Raw genomic sequence first — 22,476 nt, 5'->3', positions numbered from 1 at the left:
TTTTAACTTTTGCTATAATTTGTTCATTCAATAAACAAAACCAAGAATTATGCTACCTAGTTTTCAAACACTATGTGGGGCACCATGGCGGATTTTACCTCCTGGTGAACATCTTGCTACATTACAAGAGGTTAAACAAACCTTAGCCTTTAATCCGCATAGACTTAATCTATTTAATGGACTTGTAAACGCAGCTAATTTACTCGCTCGGTCAGGATGTAAGTATTTATACCTTGATGGAAGCTATGTCACTGAAAAAGATATGCCTGGTGATTTTGATGCTTGTTGGAGCATTGAACAGGTTGACTTTAATATTGTTGATCCAATTTTTCTAGATTTAAGTAATGGGACTACTGCCCAAAAAGCACGATTTGGAGGAGAGCTCTTCCCCAACTGTACAGAAAGAGCATCAGGCAAATTGTTTAAAGACTTTTTTAAGAATGAAAAACATACAAATCAGGAAAAAGGGATTATTGTAATAGATCTTCAAGCCGAATTTTCTTTAATGAATCAGGGAGTGTAAAAATGATTTTAAACTCTTTTGAATTAAGTCTAACAGAGCAAAAAATTAAGCAGATACAAGCTACAATTATTGAAGTAGAGAAAGATACTTCTGTCGCTCCCTTTATATCAAAATTAGAATTAGATTCTTTAAATGTATTTTTAAATGAATTAGTTGAAGAGCGTGATGAGTTCTTAGAAATTAGCCAAAAATTTAAACACAAAATTCCTGTAAAAAAGGAAATACTTAAATACCCAGAAAATCTAGTTTATATCAGAATAGCTAATGATATTTCTCAAGAAGATATAGCTGCACTTTTAAATGTTAGTATTGAGGAAATAAAAAGACAGGAAGACTACCTTTATAGACATTTAGATTCTATTTCTTTATTAAGAATAAATGACTTTTTAGAAGAAAAAATATCGAATAGTTTAACTGTACATACGTCTCCAATTGATTGGAATAAATTTCCAATTAAAGAAATGTTAAAACGTAAATGGTTATTATCAGGCAATATTGATCCAATAAGTGCAATCAAAGCACGATTTACAGATCTTTTTGGTAACGAGCAATATGAATTAGCATTACATAGAAAGTTTCACTTTAATGGAAACTCCCCCAATGAATACTCATTGCTTGCATGGCAGATTCAGGTTCTCAGTAAAGCAAAAGAGATAACAAAGCAAATTAAGGTGCCAAAATTTAATAAAGATTCATCTTGGCTAAATCATTTAGTTAGAATTTCTACTAATTCAAATGGACCTTTAGAAGCTCAAGAATTTCTTTTATCAAAAGGAATTATACTAATTGTAGAGCCACATTTACCATCTACATATCTTGATGGTGCTGCAATGCTTTTGCCAAATACTTCAATCCCTGTAATAGGGCTCACATTAAGACAAGATCGCCTAGATAATTTTTGGTTTGTTCTTTTCCATGAATTAGGTCATATTTTTCTTCATCTGAATGCGGAACGCACCTCTATAGTTGATGAAGACGTAGGTATAACTAAAGATGAGGTTGAGATTGAAGCTGACAACTTTGCACTGAACAACCTAATTCCTTCAGAACAATGGGATATGTGCATGTGTAGGTTCTATATCAATGAAGATGCCTTAAATGAAGATGCCCGAAATCTAAATATTCACCCAAGTATTATTGCTGGTAGATTAAGAAGAGAAAACAATAATTATCAAATTTTTAATGAAAAAGTTGGATTAAAGCAAGTAAGAAAATTATTCTGGGGTGATGAATATGATTCTGAGTAACCATTATGTTCCTTTCTTAAAGTGGCGACAAAGTGAATACCAAGCATTGTTTAAACTCAAAAAAGAGATTAAGGATCTTATCACCCCTTATATAATAATGCCTCCAATCGAATATGATTTTGAAGAAAAGCGATTAAAGAAAACCATTCAAGAACATATTGAGCCGATGCCAAAACGGCTCAAAGACAAATGGGGTTCTAGACTTGCTCTTCTAGACTTTCATGACAGTATTGAACAAGGAATCATGGACAATGGAGAAAATGTTATAAAATATGTATATACCAAGAGTCTTGCTATGGGATGTAAACTAATTCCCGTTATTTCTTTCGAAAAGTCTAAATGGTATTTAACAGAAATTAAATCAATTATTAGTACACAAAATTGCGGCCTTGCTTTAAGACTTTTTCTTGAAGATTTAGATAAGCCAAATATAAATGGTGAAATTGATCAAGTATTGGAGATGTTTGATTTAAATATAAATAATATAGATTTGATTATTGATTTAAAAACACCTGATAAATTTGAGCCATATGCTTTGTTTTCCAACTTAATCTTTATGAAAGTTAATAAGATAAACAACATCAAAAGTTATCGTTCTTTTGTTATAGCAGCACATTCACTGAATCTAAGAGAGATTAAACAGCCTGGTGGGTTGTTTACTCGCCATGAATGGATGCTATATCCTTATCTTATAAAGAAGTTCAAAGATAAATTACCAACTTTTGGAGATTACACAACTGATGATATAGAGTTTCTCCCTCCTATGGATATGCGGAAGGTCAACCCATCAGCAAAATTAATTTATACACTGCCTCAGCATTGGCACGTCTTAAAAGCTAAAGCATTTAGAGGGAATGAGATCCAAATGGTTTCTCTTTGTGCAAATGTTATTGGACTACCAGGTTACAAAGGAGTTCCTTTCTCTGATGGGGATAAACGAATTCATGATACTGCTAATGGTAAAGCAAACTTTGGAAACCTAGGAACATGGAAGCAAGTGGCAATCAACCATCATATGACAAAGGTTGTTCATCAACTCTCCAGTTACCACGCTTCAATAATTTAGTTTTAATTTCCAAGGCTAATTGTTGGACAGTCATAACTTGATTCAATTGCTTATACAATTCTTTTCTAGTTTTATATTCAAGTCTCTCTGTAATACCATATTGATACAGTAGGTCAATAGCTTCTGACTTCCATAAGATATGAGCTAGACTAATGAAGTCTACATTTGGATTAAGTTTAGCTCGCCTAATAGAACGAAAACTTACGCCACCTCTAGGACCTTTAGTGGCTAGAATAAGCCCACACCATTCAGGGGTAGAAATCATTACATCTTTAAAATGATTTTCTGCTACAACAAAGGTGACTTTTTGCAAGCTTTTTGAATATTGTGATAACTGATTTTGTAATCTAAGTAGATTATCTTTAGAACTCTTAATTTCATAGCCATGAATACAGTTATCAAACACTGCTATGTCTACTCGATTTCGACCATGCTCTAAAGATAGCTCATCAACGACTAAATGATCGTCTTTAACGTAGTATTGCTTTTGCAATCTACTGTGTAAAGCATGACGAATATCTTGATCATTTGTTGCATTCATTTTCTTTAAAGTATCTAAACTTCACCTATATTTAAAGATGTATTATACAATGTAGAAAACTTAGACGATAGAAAGACTAACAATTTCCGTAGACAGTTAACAACTATTTTGTAATTATGAAAATAGGAAGTTTTAAATTTTTTATTTTAAGTTAAAAACTATTTTGTCATTTATATAGCAAAGAACTTATCTAACACTTTGATTTTGGTTGTTCTTTAGTTAACAACTATTTTGTCTGACCATAGCTGACCATAAGCTGGATATTGGATTGCAAAATCAACAACAGCTTATTCAGTTTGCTCATCCACTCGGTTTTTTAAATTTGGAGTTCTGCGACTCTGGTTGATGAGTGCATCCATATTGCCTGTACTGGCAAGTTCTTGATAGCGATAGAAAGTATATCTTGATACTCACATGACATTTGTTATTTTGCATAAATAATGCATGTAAGTCCACACTGGTTTTCAGTGGATGCTTTATTGAAAATCAGGTTCTTGCGTGGCTCTTAGTACTCAAAAAACAATAGAGGAGACTGAATTTTCAGACACGAGATTGGTGTGTTCCTGTCTGATTTCGATGGGTGTTTTCCCAAAAAATTTTTGAAATACTCGGGTCATATGGCTCTGATCGCAAAAACCGGCTTCACTGGCAATCACTTTCAGTGGAATTTCTTTTTTTGAAGTGAGCAAACGTTTAGCAAATTGCACCCTGAGATTCATGATGTAGGCAGCAGGGGAATTACCAAAATCGACTTTAAATTTTCTCATTAAATGAGGCACGCTCATCTTGACTAATCCCGCTAAATCTTCGAGGGTAATTTTAATGCTCATGTTTTCATTGATAAATTCTAATAACAGTCTGCGTTGTAGGGGAGTAAAACCAGAACGGCACTGTCCTTCCTTAAAATCTAATTTGGCATACTGACGGAGTAAATGCAGGGCGATCTGGTTTTTAATGCTCTCTAAATACAGGTTTCCACCTAAACCACCTTGCTTTAATTCTAGTTCTAAAAGTGAAGTCAGAGCAGGTAAAACATGATCTTCCACACCGACTTCGTCTCTGATTCGGATCGAAGCGATATCATAATCAAACACCTTATTCGCCATTGAGGTGATGGAGTCATGCGAAATGTAGACATGGGTGACGGCAATATGGTCATTCCACGCCCAGCGGGAATCTTCACCACAGGTCAACAAGGAGACATAACCCGGCTTAACCACTTGGGTATCCCAAGAGGCATCGCCTTTTCTACGCATTTCCGCCGCACTTTTTTTATAGTTGACGATCATGTAGTCACGCATGGCAGGAATATGCACATCGAGGTTGGTATATTCGTACCCTCTGATTGCAATGTTTTCCCAACCGGCATTCATGCTGTCAATTGTGACATTACCCGGAATCCATAACACGACATCTTCGGGTTTGATCAGCGTATTTGCTTTGTCTGTGCTCATTTAACTTTCATCCTTAAAGTCAAAAGAGAATTGGTGTGCCTACGCACACCAAGATCCATTTCTAATTGAGTTGCGTAATAAATTTGGTTCTGAGGTAACCGTCAAAGGTTTCGATACCCCCTTCACTACCAAAACCGCTATCCTTAATACCACCAAAAGGTGTTTCAGCGAGCGCCAATCCCATGTGGTTAATCGAAACCATGCCAGCCTCCAGTCCGTATGAGATTTGATGCGCATTTTTGCTGGATGTGGTAAAAGCGTAAGAGGCTAATCCAAATGGTAATCGATTTGCTTCTTCCAGGACATGGTCTATTGTGTCAAAAGGTATCAAACCAATGATCGGACCAAATGGCTCGTCATTCATAAACTGGGTGTCATTGCACAAGTCACCGAGTACCGTTGGTTCAAAAAAATTGCCTTTGTCAGAAATTTTATTTCCGCCAAGCAGTAATTTTGAGCCTTTATGAACCGCATCTTCAACAATTTGTTGCATTGCATGCATGCGGCGAGCTTGAGCCAATGGTCCCATATCTGAGGATGCGTCTAAGCCACAACCCACTTTGATCTGTTTGGCTCTTAACACCACTTTCTCAGAAAATTCCTTATAAATACCTTCCTGCACATAAAAACGGGTTGGTGATACACAGACCTGTCCTGCATTACGGAATTTATAACCGACCAGATGTTCAACAGCGGCATCAATATCAGCATCATCACAGACGATGACCGGTGCATGACCACCCAATTCCATGGTGCAAGGCTTCATATACAGACTCGCTTGCGAGGCTAATTTTTTACCCACCGGGGTTGAGCCTGTGAATGAAATCTTTTGGATGATCGGCGATTTGATCATGTAATCAGAAATGAAGTTTGAGTCACCCCAAATCACATTCAGCACACCATTCGGCAAACCCGCCTCATGAAATAGCTGGGCAATCGCATATACCGCGCTTGGTGTGTCGCCAGAACCTTTCACAATGATGGTGCAGCCGGCAGCAATTGCAGCAGAAATTTTACGAATTGCCTGATTAAACGGGAAATTCCACGGTGAAAATGCCAGACATACGCCCAGCGGTTCTCTGACTACTAGTTGCTGTACATTTGGGTTACGCGGTGGAATAACACGGCCATAAATGCGTCGGCATTCTTCTGCATGCCATTCTGCATGTTCTGCACAGACAGTGACTTCTGCAATGGCTTCTTTCAGGGGCTTACCTTGATCAAGGGTAATATTGCGCCCGATTTCTGCTGCTTTTTCACGCGCTAGTTTCGCAAAGGTTCTGAGGATTTCACTACGGGTGATAGGAGAAGTTTTTTTCCACCTTAGAAAAGCCTGTTGTGAACTTTCAAGTGCGTAGTCCAGGTCTGCTTGTGATGCACAGGCCATGAGTCCAATACATTCATGGTTCACTGGATTAAAAACTTCTTTGACGTCTCTATTGGTATGATCTAGAAACTCACCGTTGATATATAAAGGTATATTTGGATAGTTCATGATAAGACATCCCTGGCATATGACTGATGTTAAACAAAATGGAATATGGGGGATGCCCCCCATATATTTAGGCATTGGCAGGTTGCTTGATATCTGAACGTTGTAATTGAATATCAAAACCTTCATAGGCATGGTTTTTGCAGTTGGCTAGCGCACTGCGATATTCTTTTAAACCACCGAGATAGAAGTAAACCGTGTTTTTCTTGCCCGGGATATTCGCACCAAAAATCCAGGATTGCGCTTTAGGGAATAAGGTCATTTCCGCAATATTGGCGCAAGTTTGAGTCCATTGTTCTTCCGCTTCTTTTGTCGCTTCAATGGATTCAACATTGTTTTCAACCGTGTATTGAATGGTATCACTGATCCATTCCACCTGTGATTCAATTGATGGCGGCAGGTTGGTAAACGGGCCATTCGGTCCAAGCACCATGAACATGTTTGGATAGTTATTTACGGTGACACCCATATAGCTCGACGGACCTTCTTTCCAGTAGTCTTTCATGGCCAAGCCGTTTTTACCTTGAATGTCCATGCGCACATAGTTGCCATCGACGGCATCAAAACCTGTGGCACATATCAGCATGTCTAATTCAACGAAATCGCCATTTTCGAGTTTCACACCGTTTTCGGTAATTTCAACAATCGGATTGGCTTTCACATCTTCTAAACGGACATTGTCACGGTTAAAGGTGTTGTAGTAACCACTGTCACACAACGGACGTTTTGCATACAAATCCTGTGGCATAAGCTTCTGTGCAATGGCTGGATCTTTGACGATTTCAGCAATTTTACCCTTAATGAAATTTTGCGCTTCGATATTGGCTTCCATATTGGTGGCAATATCACCGAAAGTTTCAAACATGAAACGGAAACCGCCACCTGTTTGCCATGCCTTTTCAAAAACTGCCTTGCGTTCTTCAGCTGATACGCTCATTGCTGGCACTGTGCTTTCATTCAGGCCAAAGGCAAGGGCTGAATTCCATACACCATCCCAAATTTTGTCATAATTGTCTTTGATCTTTTTAACATCTTCTTCAGACAGTGGATCATTGCCAATTGGAACGCTGTATTGTGCAGAACGCTGGAAGACAGTGAGGTGTTTAGCCAGAGGTGCCACAGCCGTAATAACCTGAACACCGGTGGAACCCGTACCAATCACGCCGACACGTTTACCTTCAAAACTTACGTCATCTGGCCAGCGGCTGGTATGATGCAGCTCACCTTTAAACTGATTAATGCCTTTGATGTTTGGCAAGTTAGGCGCAGACAATAAGCCTAAAGCAGTGATGAGGAAACGCGCCGTGTACTTATCACCATATTCAGTGGTGACTTCCCACAAGGCATCTGCTTCGTTGTAATGAGCCGATTGAACCGCGGTATTGAATTGATAGCTCTTCTTTAAATCATGCTTTTCAGCCACTTGCTGTAAATACTTGCGTACATCAGGGCCTTGCACATATTTTTTCTTGATTTCTAGCGATTGTAGTAATTCTTTATCCCAAGAATAGCAGTAGAGGTGGGTTTCTGTATCCGACAATGCACCTGGGTAACGGTTCCAGTACCAAGTACCTGCGACATCCGTGGCTTTATCAAAAGCCTGAACCTTAAGTTCGAGCTCGTCTCTTAATTTTTTGACTGCATAAAGTCCGCCAAAACCACCACCAATCACGATAGCATCAAAATCCATTTTTTGTGACATGATAATCTCCATTACGACATGTGAATTTATTCAAAATCTGCAGTGCTGGTTATTCATTGCTGATTAATAGCATTGCTTATTCATTGAATAAAGAATCGCAGGAATGCAATCACAAGGCTTGGATGGGGTGAACCTAAAAATTGTACATAATGATCATTGTAGAAAAAAAACAAACTCCAAATAAAAATTCTTATTTTATTGTAATCTTATGTTTTAATTAAAAAATATATTTATATATTGTATGTTTTTATTTTGCATTGAACAATTTGTCATTCGTGTTGGAATAACTTAAAATTTTTAATCCTAGCCCCCGAGAGGGCTAGGATTACCTAAAAAATAAAAATCGAAGAGTTAAAATCTTTTCAACGATTTTGGGTAACTGATCCAAACAATCTCTTTTAGTTGCAAGCTTCTTCATCTGCTAGAAAGAAGGGAAATGGGAAACCTCTTCCTTGAAGTGATTAGACTTACATATTCGGATAGTTTGGACCACCACCACCTTCCGGTGTTACCCAGGTGATGTTCTGTGAAGGATCCTTGATGTCACAGGTCTTGCAGTGCACACAGTTGGCTGCATTGATCTGGAAGCGTTTCGAACCGTCATCATTTTCCATGATTTCGTATACACCCGCGGGGCAGTAGCGCTGCGCCGGTTCATCCCATTTTGGCAGGTTGACATTCACCGGAATCGAAGTGTCAGTCAGTTTTAAATGCGCTGGCTGGTTTTCTTCATGCACCGTGTTGGATACAAACACCGAAGACAGACGGTCAAAGGTCAGTTTGCCATCCGGTTTTGGATAATTCGGCTTGAAGTTCACCGCATCGACGGTTTTCAGCGCACCGAAATCCGTCACCAGGTCATGCAGGGTAAACGGCACCTTAAACACGTTCTGGTCGATAAAGTTAAACGCACCACCGAGCCACTGACCAAACTTGTGCATGGCCGGGCCAAAGTTACGCGAGTTGTACAGCTCTTCTTTCAGCCAGCTATTATTGAACTTGTCGGTGTAAGAAGTCAGTTTTTTGGCAAACAAGTCTTCGCCTTCCGTCACACGCGCAACCGCAAGGTCACCACCTTTTTCCACACCGGCAGCAATGGCTTCAAACACTGCTTCACCGCAGAGCATGCCGGATTTCATCGCGGTATGTGAGCCCTTGATTTTGGCAAAGTTCAGGAAGCCGGCATCGTCACCAATCAGCGATCCGCCCGGGAAGGTAAATTTCGGTAGCGAGTTAAAGCCGCCTTTGGTTACCGCACGCGCGCCATAAGAAATACGTTTGCCACCTTCCAGATACTGCTTGATCAGCGGATGGGTTTTCCAGCGCTGCATTTCCATAAACGGATACATATGCGGGTTGGTGTAAGACAGATCGACGATCATGCCCAAAGTCACCTGATTGTTTTCCGCATGATACAACCACCAGCCGCCTGAAGAACCGGTTTCAGACAATGGCCAGCCGGCACCGTGCATCACCAGACCTGGCTTGTGTTTCGCCGGGTCGATTTCCCACAGCTCTTTGATACCGATACCGTAATGTTGTGGATCTGAATCTTTATCGAGGTTGTATTTGGCAATTAAACGCTTGCCGAGGTGGCCACGGCAGCCTTCAGCAAACAGGGTGTATTTGGCATGCAGTTCATAGCCCGGAGTAAAGTTATGGGTCGGTTCGCCATCCTTGCCAATGCCCATGTCACCGGTTTGAATGCCTTTCACCGAACCATCTGCATGGTACAGAATTTCAGCAGCGGCAAAGCCCGGGAAAATAGATACTTCCAGCTCTTCCGCTTTTTGACCCAACCAGCGCACTACGTTGCCGAGCGAGATAACATAGTTGCCATCGTTATGCATGGTTTTAGGCACCATCCAGTGTGGCGCTTCTTGTGATTTTTCATCCGAGAGCAGGAAATAGGTCTTGTCTTCGGTCACTGGAACATTTAAAGGTGCACCTTCTTCCTTCCAGTTCGGGAACAGCTCATTCATGGCACGTGGTTCCAGTACCGCACCGGACAAGATGTGCGCACCGACTTCAGAGCCTTTTTCCACCACACAAACCGACAGATCGTTCAGGTTGTTTTCAATTGCAAGTTGACGGATCTTGATCGCTGCAGAAAGACCGGCCGGTCCTGCGCCGACAATCACGACGTCAAACTCCATTGATTCGCGTTCGATTTCTTGTTCTTGCATATTCATAAAATCCAATTTTGTATTGTGAACTGTCTGGTAAGGATGAAGACTGAAAATATCTTTCAGCTGTGATTAGCTTAGAGATAAAATGAGCTAGGAGGTTTTATAGCCTTGCCATCAAAAAGTCAGGATTAGTATTCAAGTTATAGCTTAAATCACTAATCCCGTCCTTTTAGATACACTCAATACCTGTTATACAATTATTGAGTCGCTTCACGGATCATATTGCGGGCAATAATGACCTGTTGGATTTGCGTTGTACCTTCATACAAACGGAATAAACGTACATCACGGTAAAAACGCTCAATAGCATATTCACTGATATAACCCGCACCACCATGGATCTGTACGCCACGATCTGCGACACGGCCACACATTTCAGTGGCAAACATCTTGGCACAAGATGCTTCCGTGCTGACATTCTGTCCAGCATCACGAAGTCGGGCAGCATCTAATACCATACATTTTGCTGCGTAAATTTCAGCTTTAGAATCGGCTAACATACCTTGAATCAACTGGAAGTTCGCAATCGCTTGACCAAACTGTTTGCGCTCAACGGCATATTGTAGGGAATCTTCCAGCATACGCGTAGCAGCACCTACACTTAATGCAGCAATATGAATACGGCCTTTATCAAGTACCTTCATTGCAGTTTTAAAACCTACACCTTCAACACCACCAATGAGTGCAGATGCAGGAATACGACAGTTTTCAAAAATCACATCACAGGTATGTGCACCTTTTTGGCCCATCTTCTTATCACGTTTACCCAAGGAAATACCAGGAGTTTTACTGTCCACGATAAAGGCTGAAATTCCACCTGTACCTTTAATTTCGGTACTGGTACGTGCCATGACAGTAAAGACACCCGCATGCGGTGCATTGGTGATGTAACGCTTAGTGCCATTTAAAATGTAATGATCACCATCTTTCACCGCTGTGGTTTTTAAAGAGGCAGCATCTGAACCGGAATCAGGTTCAGTTAAACAGAATGAACCAATAATTTCACCACTTGCCAGACGTGGCAAAAAATACTGTTTCTGCTCTTCGGAGCCATCAATAATTAAGCCTGATGAACCGATCCCATTGTTAGTGCCGATCAGTGAACGGAAAGCAGGAGAGGTACGTCCCAGTTCAAATGCAATGTAAACCTCTTCCTCCATGGTCAGGCCAAGACCCTCATATTCCTCAGGAATGGTGAGACCAAAAAGACCCAGTTCTTTCATTTGCTGCACGATTTCAGCTGGAATTTCATCGGTTTCCGCAACAATTTCTTCATTGGGAATAAGAACGCCATCGACAAACTGACGGATCATGTCAACCAGCTGATTTAATGTGTCTTGATCGCGAATCATTTTTAAGCCCTTGTATTAGATAGGTAAATTTAGCCATCTCTGCTTCATGCAGGGGTGATCTAATGCTTTGGAATGAAAATAATATGACAGAATGGAAAAATAAATGCAATAATATTGATATCAAATACCGCTGTGCGGTATTTTATTTGTGTTTTTTAAATATTTTTAGCCAATTTTTAATTTAAAACTATGTTCCTGTGGGCTTTATTGTTGCAAAAAAACAGGTATATTTGGTTTAAATAAACCGCTATGCGAAACATGTAGGTTGTTATGGAAAATGAAATATTGAATTTAGATATTCAAAGTAATGGTGTGGCCATTGTTGAACTACATCGTCCAGATACTAGAAATGCATTGAATCTGGAACTGCGCCAACAGCTCGCAGCAATGTTTGAGCAGCTCGCTGCATCTGATACAGTCCGCGCAATTGTCATTACTGGTGGTGAAAAAGTATTTGCAGCAGGTGCGGATATCCGGGACTTCACCACTGCAAAAACCGTAGACATGTATTTACGCCATACGGAACAGTACTGGCGGGCCATTATTGATTGCCCTAAACCGATTGTGGCTGCTGTGAATGGATATGCATTGGGTGGTGGGTGTGAACTTGCAATGCATGCAGACATCATTATTGCCGGAAAATCAGCCCAGTTTGGTCAGCCTGAAGTCAAATTGGGGCTGATGCCAGGTGCTGGTGGTACCCAACGCTTACTGCGTGCGGTAGGGAAGTTTAAAGCCATGCAAATAGTGTTAACAGGAAAGATCTTTTCTGCAGAAGAAGCTGACAAAATGGGGTTGGTTTCCGAAGTGGTTGAGGATGATCAAACCCTTGCTAAAGCGGTTGAAATTGCGACACAGATTGCCCAACTCTCACCGATTGCCGTTGAACAGATCAAAGAAGTCACAACACTAGGTGCCAATATGCCACTCGATGGTGCTTTGGCATTAGAGCGTAAAGCCTTCCAAATTTTATTTGATACACAAGATCAAAAAGAAGGCGTCAATGCCTTTTTCGAAAAGCGAAGCCCTCAATATCAAGGAAAATAAGTCATGACGATTCAAAAAATGGCCTTGATTGGCACAGGCGTAATGGGAATGGGTATTGCGCAAATTGCAGCACAGGCGGGTGTTGAGGTCCGTTTATTTGATGCTAAACCCGGCGCTGCTGAGCAAGGCTTGGAAAAATTAAAAGTAACCTTGCACAAACTAGCTGCTAAAGGAAAGTTAACCGAACAGCAGCTTGTGGATACCTTAGCCCGATTGATTATCTTGGAAAGCATTGAAGAGGTTGCTGGCGTTGATCTGGTCGTAGAAGCAATTATTGAAAATCTGGAAATCAAGCAAACTTTGTTTAAACAGCTTGAAAGGATTGTGGCTGAAGAAACTATTCTGGTTTCAAATACATCCTCACTATCTGTGACCTCAATTGCATCTGCGTGTCAGCATCAGGGCCGTATCGCAGGTTTCCATTTCTTCAATCCGGTTCCACTGATGAAAATTGTGGAAGTGATTGCGGGGTTGGCTACAGATGAGCAAGTCGTAGTCGACTTACTGGATCTGGCGAACCGCATGGGACATTTGGGTGTCCGGACTAAAGATACACCAGGATTCATCGTTAATCATGCTGGTCGTGCTTATAGTACTGAAGCGCTGAAAATACTGGGCGAATGTGTGACTTCACCCAGTGAAATTGACCGGATTTTACGCGAAGGAGCTGGTTTCCGCATGGGACCACTCGAACTGTTCGATTTGACGGCACTGGATGTTTCTCATCCGGTGATGGAGTCCATTTTCAATCAGTTTTATCAGGAAGCGCGTTACCGCCCGAGCGCTTTAACTCGTCAGATGCTGGCAGGTAAAAAAGTCGGCCGTAAGGTCGGTGAGGGTTTCTACAAATACGTTGATGGCGTAAAAATCAATGAAGAGCCTCGTCAGACTGTACCTCAGGTTTCAACATTTAATGCGGTCTGGATCAAAACAGATTTAGAGCAGGATGCAGCCATCCTAACAAATTATCTGCAAGCGCAAGGATTAACATTAGATACAGCCACGCAACCGGGTGCAGATAGTTTAATTTTACTGGCTACTTACGGTGAAGACACGACATCTGCAGCTTTGCGTTTTGGTGTCGATGCAACACGAGCAGTTAGTATCGATATGCTCACCGATTTTGCGAACCACCGAACCTTGATGCCATCGATTGCAACCAAAAAAGTTTATATTGATCAGTCACATACAATTTTTTCGGCCAATAACCATGGTGTCAGTGTGATTGATGAAAGCATGGGATTTGTCGCGCAGCGTGTATTAGCCATGGTAATCAATCTGGCCTGCGATATCGCACAACAAGGTATTGCAACTGCAGCAGATATTGATAAGGCAGTGAAACTTGGTTTGGGCTACCCACATGGTCCGATCTCATGGGGGGACGTACTGGGTGCATCACGTATTCTGCAGATTCTGGAACGTATTACGAAGAACACAGGTGATCCACGTTACCGTCCAAGTCCATGGTTGCAGCGTCGCGCCCGATTAAACTTGTCTTTGCTTCATACCTCAACAATTTAAAGGATTAATACAATGTTAAATGCCTATATTTACGATGGCCTGCGTACTCCATTTGGCCGTCATGCAGGTGCGTTATCCTCTATCCGTCCAGACAATCTGGCAGCGCATGTGATCAAGGCACTGGTAGAAAAAAATCACCTTCCAGCCAATATCTTTGATGATGTGATTCTGGGTAATACCAATCAGGCCGGTGAAGACAGCCGTAACATTGCGCGTCATGCGACCTTATTGGCAGGTCTGGATGTAAAAACTCCGGCACAAACTGTTAACCGTTTATGTGCTTCCGGCCTTGCTGCGTTGATAGATGCTGCACGTGCAATTAGCTGTGGGGAGGGTGAGGTCATCCTGGCCGGAGGCGTGGAATCCATGTCTCGAGCTCCTTTTGTATTTGCCAAATCAGAAACATCGTTCAGCCGTGATCTTAAAGTCTTTGATTCAACTATCGGTGCACGTTTCCCGAACCCGGCAATCGAAAAGCAGTTCGGTGATGACACGATGCCTAAAACGGGCGATAACGTGGCGGTTGAATATGGTGTAACGCGTGAAGATGCAGACCGTTTCGCAGCCGCTTCCCAAGCGAGATATGAGGCTGCCAAACAAGCAAGTTTTTTCGCTGGTGAAATCGTAGGTGTTGAGGTGTCTCAAGGGCGTAAATTGTCTCCAAAACTGGTGGAAATCGATGAGCATCCACGTCCAAGTTCAGATTTTGTTGCCTTGCAAAAGCTCAAGCCTTTATTTGAAGGTGGCGTGGTGACAGCGGGTAATGCATCCGGCGTCAATGATGGTGCAGCTGCCCTGATTATTGGTTCTACTGCGGCTGAACAAAAACTGGGAATCAAACCGATGGCCAAAATCCTGTCTTCTGGTGCTGCAGGAATTGAACCGCGTATTATGGGTGCTGGTCCTGTAGATGCCATTAAACTCGCGCTGAAACGTGCCAATCTCACTTTAGATGACATGGATATTATTGAAATCAATGAAGCCTTTGCATCTCAGGTATTGGCGTGTCTAAAAGGTTTGGATATCGATTTTGATGACCCACGTGTTAATCCAAATGGTGGAGCAATCGCAGTCGGACATCCATTAGGAGCCTCTGGAGCGCGTCTTGCCTTAACGACAGCACGTGAATTACAACGTAGCGGCAAAAAATATGCTGTAATCAGTTTGTGTATTGGTGTGGGACAAGGTCTCGCCATGGTGATTGAGCGCACATAAAAGGAATAAAAAATGGGTGCATTGGAAGGTATTCGCGTATTGGATTTAAGCCGCGTACTGGCAGGTCCTTGGTGTGGTCAGATTCTGGCGGATTTGGGTGCTGAAGTGATTAAAGTTGAACGTCCCAAAACAGGTGATGATACCCGCTTGTGGGGACCACCATGGATGAAGGATGATCAGGGTGAAGATACGCAGGAAGCTGCCTATTACCAGTCTGCTAACCGCAATAAACTTTCTATCGCAATTGATATTGCCACACTGGAAGGTCAGAAATTAGTTCGTACACTGGCAGCAGGTTCGGATGTTTTAATTGAAAACTACAAAGCGGGCTCACTGAAAAAGTACGGTCTGGATTATGACAGCTTAAAAGCGATTAATCCGAAATTAGTGTATTGCTCGATTACCGGATTTGGCCAAACCGGTCCACGTGCGCCAGAACCGGGTTATGATTTTATCATTCAAGGTATGGGCGGTTTGATGTCTGTGACCGGAGAGAAAGATGACCTTCCGGGCGGTGGGCCGCAAAAAGTGGGTGTGGCTTTTGCCGACCTGACGACTGGGCTTTATGCCACCATTGCGATTCAAGCAGCACTTTTGAACCGCACCATGACAGGTCTGGGTCAGTATATTGATATGGCGTTATTAGATGTACAGGTTGCAACGTTAGCCAATCAAGGCATGAATTATCTATCTTCGGGTAAAGTACCTGGACGTTATGGCAATGCACATGCGAATATTGTGCCTTATCAAGTGTTTAAAGCAGCCGATCAGGACTTTATTATTGCCTGTGGAAATGACAAGCAATTCGTTGCGCTGTGTCAGGCCATTGGTTTGCCGGAGCTGCAGAATGATCCGCGTTTCTTAAGCAATGCGTTACGAATCCAGCATCGTCAAGAGATGGATAAATTACTCGGCACCCATTTTAAAACCAATTCTGCACGGCACTGGGTAGATGCGATTCACACGATAAAAGTTCCGGTGGGTTTAATCAACAATTTACAGCAAGCATTTGAGGAGCCTCAGGTGATTGCGCGCAATATGTTGGTTGATATGAAGCATCCGTTGAAGGAGAAGTTAACGGTGATTGGTTCACCCATTAAACTGTCACGCACCCCGGTGGAATATAAGAAAGCACCGCCAATGCTGGGTGAACATACTGATGAAATCTTAAGTGGCATTCTGGATGCAGAAAAGATTGCTGAACTTAGGCAGAGAGGTATCATCGGGTAATATTTAAATATTGGGCAAAGGAGATTCTGTCGAAGACTATCCTTTGCCCTAATTATAATAAATGAATTATAATTTCCGCAGTGCGGAACAAAGTATGCTTAATTAGGCAGGAATAATATGACGAATGACGTGATTGATTCAGAACAGACAGAAAATCTTTTGGCGCCATTACGTCATGAATTATTGAATCCGATTGAAGATATGCAGGATGAAAATGACCGTCAATATGTGACCGCATTAGCTAGAGGATTAGAATTATTACGTTGCTTTACACCCAAATATCAACATTTAGGTAATCAGGAATTGTCCCAGATGACAGGATTACCTAAAGCGACCATTACCCGCTTAACCCATACCCTTTCACGTTTAGGATATATTAAGCAAGTACCGAACTCGAATAAATTTCAATTGTCATCAGGGGTACTGTCTTTTGGCTATTCAATGCTTGCCAATGTTTCGATTCGTTCGATAGCCCATCCTCATATGCAGGAGCTAGCAGATTATGCTGGTGCAGCGGTTGCCATGGCCACACGTGATCGGCTGAATATGATTTATTTAGATGTGGTGCAGGGTAAAGGTAATGTAACAATGCGCCGTCCAGTCGGTACTTATTTGCCGATCCATTTAAGTGCCATGGGCAGGGCTTGTCTCGCTGCGATGCCTGCGGATGAGCGCGATTTTCTGTTAAATGCCATTCGGGAAAAGAATAAAGATGACTGGATTAAAATTAATCGAGAGTTAGACAAAGCATTTAAAGATTTCCAAGATTATGGCTGTTGTTTTTCGATTGGAGAATGGCAGAAAGATGTAAATTCAGTTGCTGTCCCCTTATTGCATGAACAACACGGACTTTTAGTATTCAATTGTGGTGGGCCAAGTTTTGTATTAAGCCGTGAGAAACTGGAAGAAGATATTGCACCAAGATTAATTCTGATGGTGAATAATATTAAAGCGGAAATTGGCTGAATGTCAGGCTTCTATGTATGTGGCATAACTCGCCCAATCAGCCATCAAATTTTTCCTTTTCTCAAGATAAGCTCCACGTAAGTAAGCTGCTTCTACTTCATCGGGTAGTTTATGTGCTAGTACATGCTCACAGACTTCACGAGGATAATCAGTTTTATCGGCTGACCAATCACGAAATGTTGAACGGAAACCATGTGTTGTAATCACTCGATTTTGTTTAGGATCAATATAGCCTAAGCCATTTTCTTTTAACTTTTGTTCGTGCATCCGCTTGATTAAGGTTGTTAAGGACATATCCGAAAGCATTTCGCCACTACGAGGAGCAGGGAAAATGAAGTCTTGAGGTTGAGTATATTCTTGAATTGATTCAAGCAAACTAATGGTTTGTTGGGATAGGGGAACACGGTGTTCTTTTTCTGCTTTCATCCTTTCTTTAGGAATGATCCAAACTTTATTCTTAAAATCAATTTCTTGCCATGTTGCACCAAAAACCTCGCCAGAACGACAGGCAGTTAAAATTACAAATTCTAGAGCTTTAGGTGAAATCCCTTTTTTCTGTCTCAGATGCTGGATAAACCCAGCAACTTGTTCGTAAGGTAAAGATGGATGAGGGCGTGATTCTTGCTTTAAGTTACCTAAGATTGGTTCTAGATTACCTTTCCATTCAGCAGGATTATCGCCAACAAAATATCCCATAGCCTTAGCATAATCAAAAATAGTTTCGATACGACCACGAATACGTTTAGCTGTTTCGTTCTTTTCAATCCAGATAGGTCTAAGAACTTCGGCAATATCAACTTTAGTAATTGTGCCAATACTGATATCACCTAGAGTTGGGTAGATATAGGTTTCTAATGTAGATGTCCATTGTCCGATATGCTTTTCATTTTTGAGTTCACGAGTTTTATTAGCAATAACGACTTTTGCACATTCAATGAATGTCTTGTTTCTAAGCTTTTGAATATGAAGCTTGTCGAGCTGTTCCTGTTTATGTGCAATTGGATCAACACCACTTCGTATTTGTAATCTTAATTCAGTGGCTTTAGCACGAGCTTCTGCTAAAGAAACTTCAGGGTAGGGACCAATACCAATATCACGGCGATGAGGTTTTAGCTTCCCATCTTTATCCAACCGTTTACCCACAACAGCACGCAAAATCCAGACACGGGAATTACCCTCGACATTTAGATATAAGCCATCAACACCGCCTACAGAATGTCGACCAGTCTTTTTGATTTTTGCTACACTGAGAGCAGATAGCTCTTTAGATTTCTTTGGCATATTATTTTTACCCCACAACCTACCCCTCATAAAATACTGGAAATGATTGGATTAGACAAGACGGTTTTGGATGATTAAATTATTAAGTATATGAAAAATAATTTATTTTAATATTGTGTTAGATTGCTTTGGACTGCTGTTAGACGGACACCGCTTCCGCCAAATTCGAAAAGCCCCTGTTAAAAGCAGGGGCTTTTTTTATATCTATTATTTTATCCCGCATCTTACCCTCCATAAAAATTTGGATTGTGTTAGACAGATTTTGATTTCAGTTTAATTTTATATTGTGTAGTTGATCGCACCCTCATAATGGTCAATATCTTTTAATTGTTTGATGAATTCTTTAGGGGCGACTATTGCTGCTATATGTATAATTATGGGTAGAATAGCTCCTTATAATACTAAGCCCTTTACATCCCTAACTTGCAAAGTAAAATCGCCTGATATGTACCAAATTTAAATTAATAGATATGGATAGTTCATGAATTTAATAAATCACTGTAGTAAGTTATTTCTTGCAATTTTTCTTATGATAAATCTTTCAAATATATATGCAGCAAAGATAGAGGCTGTAGATGCTGAAGTACAGGAGAGTGCTCGAGACGCAATGGAAGCTGCTGGAGCAGAAGCTGTAGAGGCTGGTGGAGGGGAGACTGCATGCCGTGCTGAAGAGGCATGTGATGTTGCATCTGCTGTTTCTGAGGATGAAATGTACGGTGGTATTCAACAGGAATATGTCGTAAAAGGCTGCAAGGTAACAATCTACAATGATGGACCTGTGAAAATGGTCAATGTAAAGACGGATCAACCATGTGATGCTCCACTTCCTAAAGACCATAAATTTTCTAGATAGACTCTGTGTACCTATAAATTATTTTGTGCGCCTTTCTGTTTTTTCTCATAATCATGAACCATTCGAATACGCTCTTCGGTTGCAGGATGAGAGGATAAAGTATCAAGAACAGCTGTAGATAGTTTATTAGCTGAAGATTCTTCTTGAGAAGTTGCTGGGTTGGCCTGATTCTTTTTATCGATACCTTCTTCTGTTGTATCGCTTAAACGTTGTAAGAAATTTGCAAAGTGCGAGACTTCTATATGCTTCCTATCCATCAGCTGTAAAGCATATAGATCGGCTTCGGACTCAAATTTACGTGAGTAATTTGCACCAATCATAGCAGCAGGTAAGGACGTAAATAAGTCTGAATTATCTCCTGTCATTGCAATGTATAATATACTTAGGCCTAAACTCGTTAAGCCTTGTTGCAAACTATGGCGATAAACCAAATGACCTTGTTCATGGGCTAATACGCCCAAGATTTCCTGATTCGTATGTGCCAATTTGATCAGTTCATCTGTGATAATAATCGTATTATTGGGTAGCGCTACAGCATTTGCTCCTAACTGGTCGCCTTGACGGAAGACTAATTTGGCTGGTTTGTTTTCAGCAACAGTATTCAAATACTGTTTAGTAATTTGATCTTTTTGAGTTTTTGCTAATTGGCTGGGTGCAGTCCAATTATTTAATACATAATTCTCGGCTTCATCACCTAGTTTCTTTAAAGTATTCTCAGGTAATTGAAAAGCAAGATAATGGGACGTTGCTGGTACCCCCCATTTGACTAGACTGATCGCAAAAGTAATCACAAAAATTACACTAAAAAGAATAAGACCCGGAGAGCGTTCAAATTTCCAGATCGAATGTTGAACCTTTTTAGTTGTGTAATTAAACCATTCTGGTAATGCGCTATGAAACTCAATTCGTGCATCATCAGATAATTCAATTACTGGGTGTAACTGTCCCAGCGCACCAATCAATTTCATATCAGTATATTGATAATGACGCTGAAGTTCTAATTGCTCACCATACCGAATTAGAACTTCAGATTCAGATTGAGCTGAAATCTGAGCAGGGTATGGTTTAGACACTAGGCCATCATAGAAAGTGATATCTACTGCGTGGGACATAAATTATTAAACTCAGATTGTTATAAAGAGATGTCGATATCAAAAATATCACTGATTTCTTCAGCTAAAGCACTTTGTTCTTGTTGAGCTAGATTCATCATTTGATCTGGATCATCTAATAAAATTAAACTCATCGATTCAATCTGGTATTTATGAATACGAACTGCAGCCCAAGCAGACATTAAACCTATGGTTAAGATTTTTACAATCCAGTTCGATGCTACAATCCATGCAAAACGCCATTGGTTACAGTCTGTTTTAAATTGACTGTTTCCAACTGTAGTATTGTTCCATGTCGTAATAAAAATACGTGCAGCAATTAATGGATAAATAAATAATCCAATAAATGCATATACCGTAAATATTCCGAAGAATATAGCATTCGGTGAGAACCCAGAAATTGTTCCTGCCATAGCAAAGTAAATGATTGAAAAAATAGCAATTATACCAATTGCAATAAAAACTGGTATATAAACTGCAGCCATATATGCAGACCATTTCGCGTTTAATTTAAAATTTAGTTGGCCAGCATATAAGTTGTTAAGATAATATTTTTTATATAGCCAAATAGCTACAGGTGTAAAGATTCCTAAAGTGAAAATATATACCAATATACTTAAAAGAAAGACTTTATAAGATTCTTTTATCGTTCCACCAAAATAAAAACGTGCGTTGCCGAACTTACTATTTCTTGCCGTAAAACGTAAAGTAGCGCGAATTAGCCAAGGTACTGCTGCATATAGTGCAACTAGTCCAACCACAGTCGCAATCATTGAATACTGTGATGAAATTGCAAATACGACGTAAATTCCTAATGCAATTAAACGTCCAATCAAAATCTTGGTTGGAATCCCTGTAAAATCAAAGCGGCGTTCAAAAAATTCTGTATTGCCATAAAAATAGCGTAGGCGACGAACTTTGGCCCAAGGTGCATATAAGCTCAAAGTAATAATAGTCAAAAGAATATTAACGATCCAGATTCCAAAATATTCTGAGGCATTCCCATGAAATTTAAAATGATGAATTCCTGAATGTGAAATTGGTGGAGTTGTAATATTTTGATCCTCATTTACATCTTGAGGAAGAGAGGTTAAAGCTTGGTCTTGCATTTTATTCTCTTTATTGAAAATATATGATCTTGATTGAATGTAATAGATAATTAGAAAACTATTGAGAATATTATATATTTTTTATAAATTGAAATAAATAGAATGAAAAGCAAACAACTATTTTTACCATTATATTCTTATTGAGTTGTTTCGAGCAGAAAGCTTATCGCGAGAAGTATAAATAATAGGTTTAAAGGCATCGGTGACTTATTGTGATTGTAAATTTAGTAGTAATTCTAAGAAAAACTTTCTACATCATTAATTTCATCATTTACCATTTTTTATATTCTAATCTTACCTGTTGAAACTAATATATCTATATAAATTTCAATCCCGTTATAAACCCAACTTTAACAATAACTCATTCATTATTTATCCTTACTTTTTAATGATCTAATTTAAAACAAATGTCATTTTGTGTGCTTGACTGTAAGAGAGTTGAATACTATTCTTCGCATGCTGGCCACATTGCCAGTCGGTTGTCGCAGACCGTCTCATAGAAGCATTAAAGGTTTTATACCTTTAGTGTCTAGCCCCTCGTGCCCCCTCTACGGTGGAACGGGAGGGGGACACCCA

General features: G+C 40.4%; 18 protein-coding genes and 1 pseudogene. 9 read left to right on the top strand and 10 right to left on the bottom strand.

Annotated elements, in window-relative coordinates; all coding sequences use genetic code 11:
• Positions 1 to 49 precede the first annotated feature (49 nt).
• Genes WBW42_RS18365 through WBW42_RS18355 form a run of 3 tightly spaced genes read left to right on the top strand, consistent with a single transcriptional unit; the run spans position 50 to position 2,836 of the window.
• Positions 50 to 523, top strand: coding sequence for a DUF6932 family protein (locus tag WBW42_RS18365; protein ID WP_005088774.1), 474 nt, complete (start codon positions 50 to 52; stop codon positions 521 to 523).
• A gap of 2 nt (positions 524 to 525) precedes the next feature.
• On the top strand, positions 526 to 1,770 hold the full coding sequence (locus tag WBW42_RS18360) for an ImmA/IrrE family metallo-endopeptidase (RefSeq protein ID WP_005088776.1): 1,245 nt from the start codon (positions 526 to 528) through the stop codon (positions 1,768 to 1,770).
• Positions 1,757 to 2,836 (top strand): beta family protein, encoded by a 1,080-nt coding sequence (locus WBW42_RS18355; RefSeq protein WP_005088778.1) that lies wholly within the window; start codon positions 1,757 to 1,759, stop codon positions 2,834 to 2,836. Before WBW42_RS18360 ends, WBW42_RS18355 begins: the two co-directional genes overlap by 14 nt.
• On the opposite strand, the gene WBW42_RS18350 is transcribed toward WBW42_RS18355, so the two are convergent.
• The 7 genes and pseudogenes from WBW42_RS18350 to WBW42_RS18320 form a co-directional block, all read right to left on the bottom strand.
• Positions 2,775 to 3,377, bottom strand: a complete 603-nt coding sequence (locus WBW42_RS18350) for a sce7726 family protein (protein WP_005088780.1) — start codon at positions 3,375 to 3,377, stop codon at positions 2,775 to 2,777. The genes WBW42_RS18355 and WBW42_RS18350 overlap by 62 nt on opposite strands.
• A 290-nt stretch (positions 3,378 to 3,667) precedes the next feature.
• A pseudogene (locus WBW42_RS18345) lies at positions 3,668 to 3,787 on the bottom strand (helix-turn-helix domain-containing protein); the annotation flags it as partial.
• Positions 3,788 to 3,889: 102 nt separating this feature from the next.
• Positions 3,890 to 4,831, bottom strand: coding sequence for a helix-turn-helix domain-containing protein (locus WBW42_RS18340; RefSeq protein ID WP_050676141.1), 942 nt, complete (start codon positions 4,829 to 4,831; stop codon positions 3,890 to 3,892).
• 61 nt (positions 4,832 to 4,892) lie between these two features.
• Positions 4,893 to 6,326 (bottom strand): NAD-dependent succinate-semialdehyde dehydrogenase, encoded by a 1,434-nt coding sequence (locus WBW42_RS18335; protein WP_032051445.1) that lies wholly within the window; start codon positions 6,324 to 6,326, stop codon positions 4,893 to 4,895.
• 67 nt (positions 6,327 to 6,393) lie between these two features.
• A complete protein-coding gene (locus WBW42_RS18330) occupies positions 6,394 to 8,025 on the bottom strand; it encodes a flavin-containing monooxygenase (RefSeq protein WP_223848685.1) in 1,632 nt (543 codons plus the stop codon).
• 467 nt (positions 8,026 to 8,492) lie between these two features.
• On the bottom strand, positions 8,493 to 10,211 hold the full coding sequence (locus WBW42_RS18325; RefSeq protein WP_032051447.1) for an electron transfer flavoprotein-ubiquinone oxidoreductase: 1,719 nt from the start codon (positions 10,209 to 10,211) through the stop codon (positions 8,493 to 8,495).
• A 200-nt stretch (positions 10,212 to 10,411) separates the two neighbouring features.
• Positions 10,412 to 11,566, bottom strand: coding sequence for an acyl-CoA dehydrogenase family protein (locus WBW42_RS18320; RefSeq protein ID WP_032051448.1), 1,155 nt, complete (start codon positions 11,564 to 11,566; stop codon positions 10,412 to 10,414).
• Positions 11,567 to 11,836: 270 nt separating this feature from the next.
• Here WBW42_RS18320 and WBW42_RS18315 point away from each other — a divergent pair, with 270 nt between their 5' ends.
• From WBW42_RS18315 to WBW42_RS18295, 5 genes are all read left to right on the top strand, one after another.
• Positions 11,837 to 12,613, top strand: a complete 777-nt coding sequence (locus WBW42_RS18315; RefSeq protein ID WP_032051449.1) for an enoyl-CoA hydratase — start codon at positions 11,837 to 11,839, stop codon at positions 12,611 to 12,613.
• A gap of 3 nt (positions 12,614 to 12,616) precedes the next feature.
• Positions 12,617 to 14,134, top strand: coding sequence for a 3-hydroxyacyl-CoA dehydrogenase (locus WBW42_RS18310; protein WP_032051450.1), 1,518 nt, complete (start codon positions 12,617 to 12,619; stop codon positions 14,132 to 14,134).
• A gap of 12 nt (positions 14,135 to 14,146) precedes the next feature.
• Complete coding sequence (locus WBW42_RS18305; RefSeq protein WP_032051451.1) at positions 14,147 to 15,349, top strand: 3-oxoadipyl-CoA thiolase; 1,203 nt, start codon at positions 14,147 to 14,149, stop codon at positions 15,347 to 15,349.
• A 12-nt stretch (positions 15,350 to 15,361) separates the two neighbouring features.
• Complete coding sequence (locus tag WBW42_RS18300; RefSeq protein ID WP_032051452.1) at positions 15,362 to 16,579, top strand: CaiB/BaiF CoA transferase family protein; 1,218 nt, start codon at positions 15,362 to 15,364, stop codon at positions 16,577 to 16,579.
• A 117-nt stretch (positions 16,580 to 16,696) separates the two neighbouring features.
• Entirely contained in the window at positions 16,697 to 17,545 is an 849-nt protein-coding gene (locus tag WBW42_RS18295) for an IclR family transcriptional regulator (protein ID WP_032051453.1), read from the top strand.
• Positions 17,546 to 17,548: 3 nt separating this feature from the next.
• Here the strand turns inward: WBW42_RS18295 and WBW42_RS18290 are convergent, their stop codons facing one another.
• Positions 17,549 to 18,826, bottom strand: a complete 1,278-nt coding sequence (locus WBW42_RS18290) for a tyrosine-type recombinase/integrase (protein ID WP_032051454.1) — start codon at positions 18,824 to 18,826, stop codon at positions 17,549 to 17,551.
• 529 nt (positions 18,827 to 19,355) lie between these two features.
• Here WBW42_RS18290 and WBW42_RS18285 point away from each other — a divergent pair.
• Positions 19,356 to 19,679, top strand: a complete 324-nt coding sequence (locus WBW42_RS18285; RefSeq protein ID WP_080777072.1) for a hypothetical protein — start codon at positions 19,356 to 19,358, stop codon at positions 19,677 to 19,679.
• Positions 19,680 to 19,690: 11 nt separating this feature from the next.
• Here the strand turns inward: WBW42_RS18285 and WBW42_RS18280 are convergent, their stop codons facing one another.
• Positions 19,691 to 20,791 (bottom strand): M48 family metallopeptidase, encoded by a 1,101-nt coding sequence (locus WBW42_RS18280; RefSeq protein WP_032056795.1) that lies wholly within the window; start codon positions 20,789 to 20,791, stop codon positions 19,691 to 19,693.
• A 20-nt stretch (positions 20,792 to 20,811) separates the two neighbouring features.
• The gene (locus WBW42_RS18275; protein ID WP_032056794.1) at positions 20,812 to 21,900 is read right to left on the bottom strand and encodes a YjgN family protein; all 1,089 of its coding nucleotides are present in this window, start codon (positions 21,898 to 21,900) and stop codon (positions 20,812 to 20,814) included.
• Between the last annotated feature and the right edge of the window lie 576 nt (positions 21,901 to 22,476).

This window comes from Acinetobacter sp. LT1 (assembly GCF_059800965.1).
This window is presented reverse-complemented; position numbering and strand designations above follow the sequence as displayed.

Coding starts and splice junctions, on each gene's coding strand:
- WBW42_RS18360 (WP_005088776.1), top strand. CDS start 526: ATGATTTTAAACTCTTTTGAATTAAGTCTAACAGAGCAAAAAATTAAG.
- WBW42_RS18285 (WP_080777072.1), top strand. CDS start 19,356: ATGATAAATCTTTCAAATATATATGCAGCAAAGATAGAGGCTGTAGAT.
- WBW42_RS18350 (WP_005088780.1), bottom strand. CDS start 3,377: ATGAATGCAACAAATGATCAAGATATTCGTCATGCTTTACACAGTAGA.
- WBW42_RS18305 (WP_032051451.1), top strand. CDS start 14,147: ATGTTAAATGCCTATATTTACGATGGCCTGCGTACTCCATTTGGCCGT.
- WBW42_RS18325 (WP_032051447.1), bottom strand. CDS start 10,211: ATGCAAGAACAAGAAATCGAACGCGAATCAATGGAGTTTGACGTCGTG.
- WBW42_RS18355 (WP_005088778.1), top strand. CDS start 1,757: ATGATTCTGAGTAACCATTATGTTCCTTTCTTAAAGTGGCGACAAAGT.
- WBW42_RS18330 (WP_223848685.1), bottom strand. CDS start 8,025: ATGTCACAAAAAATGGATTTTGATGCTATCGTGATTGGTGGTGGTTTT.
- WBW42_RS18275 (WP_032056794.1), bottom strand. CDS start 21,900: ATGCAAGACCAAGCTTTAACCTCTCTTCCTCAAGATGTAAATGAGGAT.
- WBW42_RS18315 (WP_032051449.1), top strand. CDS start 11,837: ATGGAAAATGAAATATTGAATTTAGATATTCAAAGTAATGGTGTGGCC.
- WBW42_RS18300 (WP_032051452.1), top strand. CDS start 15,362: ATGGGTGCATTGGAAGGTATTCGCGTATTGGATTTAAGCCGCGTACTG.
- WBW42_RS18320 (WP_032051448.1), bottom strand. CDS start 11,566: ATGATTCGCGATCAAGACACATTAAATCAGCTGGTTGACATGATCCGT.
- WBW42_RS18290 (WP_032051454.1), bottom strand. CDS start 18,826: ATGCCAAAGAAATCTAAAGAGCTATCTGCTCTCAGTGTAGCAAAAATC.
- WBW42_RS18340 (WP_050676141.1), bottom strand. CDS start 4,831: ATGAGCACAGACAAAGCAAATACGCTGATCAAACCCGAAGATGTCGTG.
- WBW42_RS18365 (WP_005088774.1), top strand. CDS start 50: ATGCTACCTAGTTTTCAAACACTATGTGGGGCACCATGGCGGATTTTA.
- WBW42_RS18310 (WP_032051450.1), top strand. CDS start 12,617: ATGACGATTCAAAAAATGGCCTTGATTGGCACAGGCGTAATGGGAATG.
- WBW42_RS18280 (WP_032056795.1), bottom strand. CDS start 20,791: ATGTCCCACGCAGTAGATATCACTTTCTATGATGGCCTAGTGTCTAAA.
- WBW42_RS18295 (WP_032051453.1), top strand. CDS start 16,697: ATGACGAATGACGTGATTGATTCAGAACAGACAGAAAATCTTTTGGCG.
- WBW42_RS18335 (WP_032051445.1), bottom strand. CDS start 6,326: ATGAACTATCCAAATATACCTTTATATATCAACGGTGAGTTTCTAGAT.